At 32.3% G+C, this 9,798-nt stretch carries 9 protein-coding genes; 3 read left to right on the plus strand and 6 right to left on the minus strand.

Going from position 1 to position 9,798, the window contains the following annotated elements; all coding sequences use genetic code 11:
- Nucleotides 1-22: 22 nt before the first annotated feature.
- A complete protein-coding gene (locus tag FUA24_RS10545; RefSeq protein ID WP_148542132.1) occupies nt 23-928 on the plus strand; it encodes a ribonuclease Z in 906 nt (301 codons plus the stop codon).
- On the opposite strand, the gene FUA24_RS10550 is transcribed toward FUA24_RS10545, so the two are convergent.
- Nucleotides 925-1,335 (minus strand): hypothetical protein, encoded by a 411-nt coding sequence (locus FUA24_RS10550; RefSeq protein ID WP_148542134.1) that lies wholly within the window; start codon nt 1,333-1,335, stop codon nt 925-927. The genes FUA24_RS10545 and FUA24_RS10550 overlap by 4 nt on opposite strands.
- Before the next feature lie 79 nt (nt 1,336-1,414).
- Here FUA24_RS10550 and pdxH point away from each other — a divergent pair, with 79 nt between their 5' ends.
- Together pdxH and FUA24_RS10560 are read left to right on the plus strand one after the other, a co-directional pair.
- The gene (gene pdxH / locus FUA24_RS10555; RefSeq protein ID WP_148542136.1) at nt 1,415-2,062 is read left to right on the plus strand and encodes a pyridoxamine 5'-phosphate oxidase; all 648 of its coding nucleotides are present in this window, start codon (nt 1,415-1,417) and stop codon (nt 2,060-2,062) included.
- 163 nt (nt 2,063-2,225) lie between these two features.
- Nucleotides 2,226-2,720, plus strand: coding sequence for a CAP domain-containing protein (locus FUA24_RS10560; RefSeq protein WP_148542137.1), 495 nt, complete (start codon nt 2,226-2,228; stop codon nt 2,718-2,720).
- A gap of 205 nt (nt 2,721-2,925) precedes the next feature.
- Here FUA24_RS10560 and FUA24_RS25810 read toward each other — a convergent pair whose 3' ends face one another.
- From FUA24_RS25810 to FUA24_RS10585, 5 genes are all read right to left on the minus strand, one after another.
- Nucleotides 2,926-3,075 (minus strand): hypothetical protein, encoded by a 150-nt coding sequence (locus FUA24_RS25810; protein ID WP_246147011.1) that lies wholly within the window; start codon nt 3,073-3,075, stop codon nt 2,926-2,928.
- A gap of 447 nt (nt 3,076-3,522) precedes the next feature.
- Nucleotides 3,523-5,442, minus strand: a complete 1,920-nt coding sequence (locus FUA24_RS10570; protein WP_148542141.1) for an OmpA family protein — start codon at nt 5,440-5,442, stop codon at nt 3,523-3,525.
- A 72-nt stretch (nt 5,443-5,514) separates the two neighbouring features.
- Nucleotides 5,515-7,431, minus strand: coding sequence for an OmpA family protein (locus FUA24_RS10575; RefSeq protein ID WP_148542143.1), 1,917 nt, complete (start codon nt 7,429-7,431; stop codon nt 5,515-5,517).
- A gap of 12 nt (nt 7,432-7,443) precedes the next feature.
- Entirely contained in the window at nt 7,444-8,370 is a 927-nt protein-coding gene (locus FUA24_RS10580; RefSeq protein ID WP_148542145.1) for a PorP/SprF family type IX secretion system membrane protein, read from the minus strand.
- Nucleotides 8,371-8,381: 11 nt separating this feature from the next.
- The coding region (locus tag FUA24_RS10585; protein ID WP_148542148.1) for a gliding motility-associated C-terminal domain-containing protein at nt 8,382-9,798 on the minus strand (1,417 nt) is incomplete at its 5' end.

Consider the following 9,798-nt stretch of genomic DNA (forward strand, 5'->3'; position numbering starts at 1 on the left):
TTAGTGAAACACCCCCATAACAATGAAATTAACCATTTTAGGCTGCTATAGTGCCACTCCAAGAATTTTAACTAACCCAACCTCTCAAGTCTTGGAAATGAGGGGAAATATGTTTTTAATTGATTGTGGAGAAGGAACTCAAGTTCAATTAAGAAAGCATAAAATCAAATTTAGTAGAATTAAGCATATTTTTATTTCTCATTTACATGGTGATCATTTTTTTGGTTTGGTAGGGCTTGTATCTACGTTTAGATTGTTAGGAAGAGAAGCAGATTTACATATTTATGGTCCCAAAGGGATAAAGGAAATTATAACGCTTCAAATGAAGTTAGCAGATTCATGGACTAATTATAATTTGATTTTTCATGAATTAACTTCAAATGATTCTGAGTTGATTTATGAAGATGATAAAGTAGAAGTGTATACAATACCTTTAGAACATAGAGTTTACACGAATGGATTCTTATTTAAGGAAAAAGAAGGTAATAGGAAGTTAGATATTAATGCTGTTGAAGAAGCTAATATAGATGTTGCTTATTACAGAAAACTTACTCAAGGCTTTGATGTGGTTAACGAAAATGGAGAAACCATCAAGAATGAGGACGTAACCAAGGATGCGGTGAAACCTAAAAGCTATGCGTTTTGCAGTGATACAATGTATAAAGAAGATATAGTACCTCTTATTGAAAATGTAGATGTGTTGTATCATGAATCCACTTTTTTAGAAACACAATCGCACTTAGCTCCTAAAACAAAGCATTCAACAGCCAAAGAAGCGGCAAGTATTGCCAAAAAAGCAAATGCAGGTACATTACTCCTTGGACATTATTCTACACGTTATAAAGATGTTAATTGCTTTAAGGAAGAAGCAAAAGAGGTATTCCAAGCAGTAGAATTAACTCAAGATGGTAAAGTGTTTGAGTTTTAATTCAATTCTTTTAATTCACTCATCCATTCAATTGCCTCTTTAATTGAAAAACATTGTTTTATTTTAATATCAGAAAAGCGCTTTTCTAGGGAGGCATTATGTTGAGTAGAAAGGTTGTAAGTTATAATGGCACTTGCGGCAATTATATTATATTCTTTTTCAATATTTGTCCAGTTTTGCGGATCCACAGAATACCTATTTACTCTATTAGAAATAAAGCCAATTTTGCAGTCTTTACCGTAAAAACTAATTAGTTCTTCAACTACTAATTTTGTTTTAGTCCAATCAAAATGCACACCTTCGTACAATTCACCAATAATAAACTTTTCGAATAAATAATAGTTGCCAAAAGGCATTTCCAGTTTATAATGGGGTTGTTTAAAATATGAGGTGCTTTCAAATTTCATGTGTTAGGGATATTTAAGTAATAAAGATAATAAGTTTCATTATTTTTATACCAAATTATTCTAACCCTCAAATGTCTTTATGGAAAAAGATTTAAGTAATTATAGAAAGTCATATGAAAGAGGAGAGCTTCTTTTGCAAGATGTACCTGAAAATCCTTTAGAACTTTTTCAAAAATGGTTTTTTGAGGTTGATAAATTCTTCCCTGAAGATGAGAACAATGCCATGACAATTTCTACCATTGGATTAGATGGTTATCCAAAGAGTAGGGTAGTGCTATTAAAGAAATATACGTATGAAGGGTTTATTTTTTACACCAATTATTTAAGTGAAAAAGGAAAGGCTATCGAAGAAAACCAGAATGTCTGCTTGTCTTTTTTTTGGCATAAAGCAGAAAGACAGGTAATAATTAAAGGTAAAGCCGAAAAAGTTGCTAAAAACTTGAGTGATGGTTATTTTGAGTCTAGGCCAAAAGGTAGTCAGTTGGGAGCTTTAGTCTCGCAACAAAGTGAAGTTGTTAAAGATCGTGATGTTTTGGAAGATAAACTTAAAAATCTTGAGATAGAATATGCAGAAAAAGAAGTGCCAAGACCGGATTATTGGGGCGGGTATATAATAAAACCTATTGAAATTGAATTTTGGCAAGGGAGACCTAATAGACTGCATGATAGAATTAGGTATCAGCTTCAAGAGGATTATAATTGGCTTATAAATAGGCTTTCTCCTTAATTGTAAGATAAGTTTTAGCTTCAGCTCCAAATTGACATTTTAACGTTAAATATTTCATTTTGTCGATTTTTGACTTGCATTTCATCGATTAATAGAGCTGGTTTATCTATTCTTCGATAAGACTTAATAACTTCACAGCACCAAATCTAAATTTACCCTACTTATGAAGTTATTAACTAAAGTGTCAGTATTGGCATTGTTAGCTATATTGAGTATTTCCTGCTCAACAGATAGCATTAATGACAAGGCAACAGAAATGGAGTTAAGCCTTGTTACTCCCGAAACAAAAACCATTGAGATTGAAATCTTAGAACAAATTAATAATCATAGATTATCTATTGGATTATCTCCTCTAGAAAGTATGGAAATTATTAAGTCTGTTGCCTTTAGTCACACAGATTATATGATAGACACTGGAGAAGTATCTCATTATAATTTTTTTACAAGAAGTAATTATTTAAAAGAAAATGCTGGAGCAAAAGAAGTATCCGAAAATGTAGCATATGGCTATACCAAAGCTAGCAGTGTTGTTAGAGCTTGGTTACGAAGCGAAGGACATAAAGCTACTATTGAAGGAGATTATACCAATTGTGATATTTCAGCAGAACAAAATGAAAAAGGTAAATGGTATTATACCAATATCTTTATTAAAAAATAACGCTGTATTGGTACCGGCAGCGTAATGTCATAACCCATTTAAACTAACAAATAACTTGTTATGTTGTGCAATGTTAATGTTGTACGTGTAACTAGCTAGTTAAGTATGTGGTTATATTAATAACTTTCTGTTATTAAATTTAGCTTTAGGTATAAAACCCTCTCCAAAAGAGAGGGTTTTAGTTTTATATTTATTAGATAGACTACTAGTCAAACTCGGCCTCAATTTTATTAATATTCGCAATGTCTTTGTTAAGGTACTTTATGCTAACCTTTGGAGGAATGGATATTTCTATACAGGTTTCACTAAATACTAAAGTATCTGAAGAGAGTTTGCTTTGGAACTCATTGGACATAATAAGAGATTTTAAAATCAGTTTAAACATTTTTTTCTCTTTATATTTCTCAAATAAATTATCTATTTCTACAGTATCTAATTCTTTAAACCTTGTTACGTGAATTTCTACAGATGGAGGTAGAGATATACCAACAATTAGTCTGTTTGTTCTAAAACCAGCCTCTTCAATTTGGGGAAGAACGTCAAAAATATCTTTTACATAATTTAGAAATTTGTCCTTAGTGTTATTACCAAAATCTCCAATTTTAGAAAGTCCTGTCTTTAATTGTTTTATTACTTGATCCGTACTATCAGATACCGTTTCAGTACTTTTTTTAAATAGAGACTTTTTTCCATAGGCGTGTTAAAGTATGTTTAACTAATTTAGTTTTTTAAACTAAAAAAAACCATCAAAAGAAAGAAAAATCTTTTGATGGTTTTAATTACGGAATTAAAACTTAATTCTTTATTTCATTTTAACAACTATAAACTGGGTGCGTCTATTCAATTGATGCTCTTCTTCTGTACAGTTGTTTGTGCCATCACATTTATTAACAAGCTTTTGTTTACCCCAACCTTTGTATTCTGTAATTCTATCAGGAGAAACGCCTTTCTTCACTAAATATTCATAAGTTGCTTTAGCTCTTTCTTGGGAAAGCTTATTGTTATATTTTGCAGAACCTCTAGAGTCTGTATGAGATTCAATTTGGATTACCATACTTGGGTAAACGTTAAGCATTAAATTCACAATTCTGTCTAATTCTACAGTACCATCTCTTCTTATATCGTATTTATTGAAATCAAAATAAATTGGATATAATTCCTCAATAGGTAATTCCTCTTCAGAAACGGGATCTAACGAAATATTATTAGTTATTCTAGATACGCTTCGTTTTACGTTTTTTGTCGTAACGTTTTGATCTATATTTACAAAGTTTTCCTTTTTAGTATTTAGAACATACTCTGTATCCCTATCAATGTTAATTTCGTAATAACCGTTTTCGTCTGTAACTAAATCAGCAATTTTATTCCCATTAACGTCTTTTAATGTAACTAAGGCATTATTTAAAGGCTCATTTGTATTAGCATCAATAATAGTGCCTTCTAAAACTAATTGTGGAACTCTGTCATAAGCGTAAATATCATCTCCACCAAGTCCGCCCTCTCTGTTAGAAGCAAAGAACCCAGATAGTCCATCTTCATCCATAAAAAATGAAAAATCATCTTTATTTGAATTTACTGGAACACCTAAATTGATAACACTTAGTATGTTATTTTGTTTATCGATGGTGGTACCAAAAACATCCAACATACCGAGACCAGGATGACCATCTGAAGCGAAAAATAGAATCCCTTCACTATTTACAAAAGGGAAGCTTTCATTTTTATTAGTATTTACAGTAGTTCCCAAATTTGTGGGCTTACTAAAAGAACCATCTTCATTTATATCAACATAATATATATCGGATCCACCGTTACCTCCTGGCATATCTGATGTAAAATAAAGTTTAGATTCATCATTACTTAAAGCAGGATGACCATTGGAGTAGGAGATATTATTGAAGCTTAAATCTTCAATGTTAGACCATTTTCCGTCCACCAAACTTGCTTTGTAAATTTTAAGGTTTGTGGTACCATCTTCGGTTTGATCTAAGGTGTTTTTATTAAAAGCACTTCTAGAAAAGTACATAGTTTTACCATCTTTAGTAATGGTAACGGGCCCTTCATGATACATTGAATTTATGCAACCTTTCAATTTTGCTTTGTGTGGTGTAATACTATCAGTTATGTTGTTAGTAGAATAAATATCTAAAAAAGGCTCACCATCCCATCCGTAAGTGTTTTTAAAGCCAGCTTTGATTCTTCTGGAAGATACAAAGTAAATTTTGCCATTGTTTTTGTAGGCACCAAAATCACTATACTTTGAATTCAATTTTACATCAGTTAAGAAATATTGTTGTTTTGCATTAAAAATAGAACTTAGAAAGTCGCCATCTTTGGTTATATCATTATTAACTTTACCTCCAGTTTTTTTATAAGCCTTAAGCCATTTTCTAGACTCTTTATAATCTCCAACTGCTCTTAAAGCCTGTGCATAATTATATAAGTATTCGGAAGGTATATTGTTATTCTGATCAATAGCCTTTTTATAGTATACTACTGCACTATCTGCATTGCGCATAAAAGCGTAACTATCTGCCAACTGCCTTGTGGCGTAATGGGCATTATAGTTTTTATTTAGAAGATCATGATATACTTCTGCAGCATTAACAAATGAGAATTTGTTAAATAAGTTATCTGCTTTCTTTTGTTTGCTATACTGCGCAAAGGCATTTAAGCAAGTAAGTATAACAATACCAGTTAGAATGTAATTTTTTAATTTCATGGGGCCATAATTTAAATTAAAAATCTACTAGCAACGGTTTATGTTTTACACATAAATAAGTGTTAGTTAGGTTTATTCCATTTTTATAACAATGAATTGAGTTCTACGGTTTAATTGATGTTCTTCTTCTTCACAATTAGTACCATCTTCACATCCATTGGTTAGTCTTCGCTCACCAAAACCTTCGTGAGCTGTAATTCTTTCTGGAGCAATACCATTTGAAATTAAATATTCGTAGGTAGAATTTGCTCTGTCTATTGATAATTTATCATTATATGATAATGCTCCTCTTGAATCTGTATGGGATTCAATTCTAATTACCATTTCAGGGTAATCGTTCTGCATTAGAGACACTATTTTATCTAATTCTTCTGCGGCATCCTTACGTATGTTATGTCTATCATAATCAAAATAAATTGTATTTAATTCAGCTAGTTTTACTACGTCTTGCACAGGGTTTAATAGTAAATTAGCGTCTATCGTTACTAATTCGGTTTGAATATTTTTTGAATTGAATTCTCTATAATCTTCAATATACTTATCCTGTTTAGCTATGATTTTGTAATCTTGATTTCTATCAATATTAATTTGGTAGAAACCGTTTTCGTCAGTTTCCATAAAGGCAATTTCATTGCCCTTATCGTCTAACAATGTAATAATAGCACCTGCTATCGGTTGCGTATTAATAGCATCTGTAACAACGCCTTCTACATGTAAGGTTGGTTCCCTGTGATATGCGTAAATATCATCACTTCCACGTCCACCACGTCTATTTGAAGCAAAATACCCTGTAATTCCATTTGGATTCATCGTAAACGAGAAATCATCTTTATTAGAATTAATGGGCACGCCTAAATTTACCACATCTACATAATCACCTTCCTCTCCCTTAATGGTTGCAAAAACGTCTAACAAGCCCAAACCAGTATGTCCGTCTGAAGAAAAGAATAATACATCCTCTTGGTTAATAAAAGGAAATCCTTCAGCACTTTCTGTGTTAATAACACTACCAACATTTTTTGGTTCGCCTAAACTTCCGTCAGGATTTATATCTACAACATAAATATCTGATCCTCCAAAGCCTCCAGGTCTATCAGAAGCAAAGTACAATTTTGAGTCATCTTTGTTCAAAGACGCATGTTGTGTTGAAAAATCATCACTATTTATAGAAAGGTCCTCAACATCTGTCCAGATACTGTCTTTATAAGTAGCTCTGTATATTTTCATATTGGTTAGACCTCTTCTATCTTTTTTCTCAATGTCATTTTTGAAATTATTACTAGAAAAATACATATGCTTACCATCTTTAGTGATAGTAATAGGGCCATCATGATAAATTGAGTTTACATCACCCTTTATTTTTCCAGTATGATCTACATTTCTTCTAGATTTAACATCTGTTACATAAACATCTAAGAAAGGTTGTTCATTCCATCCGTAAAGGCGTTTTATGGACACGCCTTCATCTCTACTTGAAGCAAAATATACTTTTCCATTGTGCTCAAAAGCTCCGAAATCGCTATATTTTGAATTAAATCTTACTCTATCTAAAAAATATTGTTTTTTGGCATTAAAGACACTTGTAATAAAGTTGATATCTTTTGAAAAGTCATTTGAATTAACTACACCACCAGAGTCTTTAAAACGCTGTAACCATATATTAGATTCTTTATATTTTTTTATACCACGCAATGCTTGAGCATAGCTATAGTAGTATTGAATGGGTACATTTTTTTGCTTAACAACGCTTTTGTAATAACGAGCGGCATTCTTCGGATCTCTTAAATAAGCATAACAATCTGCCAAACGCCTTGTGGCATAGTCTCTATTGTAGTTTTTCTGGATGAGCTCTGTATAAACTTTAGCAGCTTTTACGAATGAGAACTTATTAAAAAGAGTGTCAGCTCTTTTTTGTCTTCCCTGTTGAGCAAAGGAAGAAATACTCAAAGCCAATACTAAACAAACTATTATGTTGTGCTTTAATTTCATATAATTGGATTATTAGAAATATCTTGGAGATTTTAGTTTTGAACTTAAAAATTTGAATTCATAGATTAACAAGATCTCATGTGTTCCAGATGTGTAGTCCAAAATATCGGAAATTGGTCTTTCATAAGCATAGCCTAAACGGAGTTGTCTTGAAATTTGAAAATCTACGATACCACCCCAAGCTCTTGTAAGTTCATTAATTCTATAAGTACCACCAAACCAAAACTTTTCTTTAAATAAAAAGTTGGCTGTAACGTCATAAGAAAGTGGAGCTCCATTGGTAGCTTTAATTAAACCAGCTGGTTTGAATTTAAAACTTTTACTAATATCTATAACTCCACCAACCGTAAAATAATAACTAATTCTATCTAGAGCCTTAATGTCATCATTTCTATTAGTGTCTGTGTTTAATATTCTAGGAGCAGATAAACTAGCATAGACTCTATCTGTACTCCAATAAACACCAGCTCCAACATTTGGTGCCCATCGGTTTTCGTAACCTCTAAAGAAAGGATCAGAACTTACATTTGGATCATTTAGGAACTCCTGATCAAAACTATATTGCGTAAAACCTCCTTTAACACCAAAAGCTAATTTCCCATTAGAGCCTGTTGGAATTGAATAGGCAAAATCGGCATATAAATAAGAGAAGTTTTGTGGGCCTAAGTCATCTTCAATGAAAGATAATCCCAACCCAATTCTATCATTTCTTAATGGGGTGTGGATAGAAAGGGTTTGAGTAATTGGTCCACCAGCAAACCCTACCCATTGACTACGGTGTAGTCCTACAATACTTAAAGCATCTCTACTACCTGCATAGGCAGGGTTTATGGCTATGGTATTGTACATGTATTGAGTAAACTGAGGTAATTGCTGAGCAATACCCGAAGTACACCAAAACAATGTTACTATTAAAATAAAATGTTTTAAACGTTTCATAGGTTAAGATTTTATTTGGTTCCAATGTAGACAGGTCCTGTAAATGGCTCTAATCCACTATCTTTTATATTAATTATATAATAATATGTTCCATTAGGTAATTTTCCAGCAGTACCAATTGCTGAGCTTGAACTTGAAGCATTCCAGTCATTTTGATAATCATCAGATTCATAGACTAGGGCACCCCATCTGTTAAATATTTTAACTTGATAAGTGAATCCACATAATTCAATTCCTGCTATTTCAAAGTTCTCATTAAATGCATCTCCGTTAGGAGTTATCGCTTTAGATACTACAACATCTTTTTGACCACATGGCAGTACAACACAATCTGCATTAATATTTAGAGAAACTTCAAAAACATTTGTACATCCAGCAATTGATTCACCATTATAGTCTTCATTTACATTAGTTGTAGTATATCTAAACAAGTAATCAATTCCTCCGTCATCTGGTAAAAAGTCAAAACTTAGTTCAATATTACTAGGGTCAAAAATATTACCATTTAAAGTAGCTTGTATATCACCCTGTAGCATTTCCCAAGTACCGTTAAGGTTCATGTCACTTGGTAAGTATCCGTTAAGATCTATGATGCCATCATCAAAACATTCTTCGCCTGCATCAATTTGGAAAACAAACTCATCTAGAGCAACATTTAGTGTTTGAGTATATGTTGCTTCGTTCATACACTCATCTCTAACAATCCAAGTTCTAACAATTTGATAGTCTTCAAAAACATCTTCTTGATAGGTGCTTGTTTCAATAAACGATTTTGTAATATTAGAAGAACAATTATCTGTAAATTCTAATTCTGGTATTTCTGGGATATCTGTACAGCTTACATCTAATTCCTCGTCAAATACTGTTGTTGGCACTGGGGCTTTCGTATCTTTAACCGTAATTAATTGCGTATGAGATACACTTGAACCATTCCCGTCATTTGCTGTCCATGTTCTTTCAATTATATAACTATTAGGACAATTGTCATTAATTTCTCTAATTACGTCATTAACCGATATAGTTACATCTCCACAATTGTCTGTTGCCGTTAATTCCTCTGGTTCCGGAATAGCATCACATTCAACTTCTAATGTTGAAGATGGAAGACTACTTGTAAATTCTGGAGCTTCAGTATCACTAATAACTATTTGTTGAATTACGTCAATACTATTCCCATTACCATCATCAAAATTCCAAGTTATAGTAAAATTACCTTGATCATCGTAAACCAAAGGATCAGTAGTAGTTGCAGCAATAGTTCCTGAACAAGAATCTTCAGTTGTAGGAATAGAGACAGTTACCATACATTGATCGGTTAAAACGGGTAGAACAGGAATGGTTGGCGCTTCAGTATCCTCAACAACTACATTTTGTTGCACAGTAATAATGTTACCGTTACCATCATCAAAAGTCCAATTTATAACAAAA

The organism is Seonamhaeicola marinus (genome assembly GCF_008085455.1).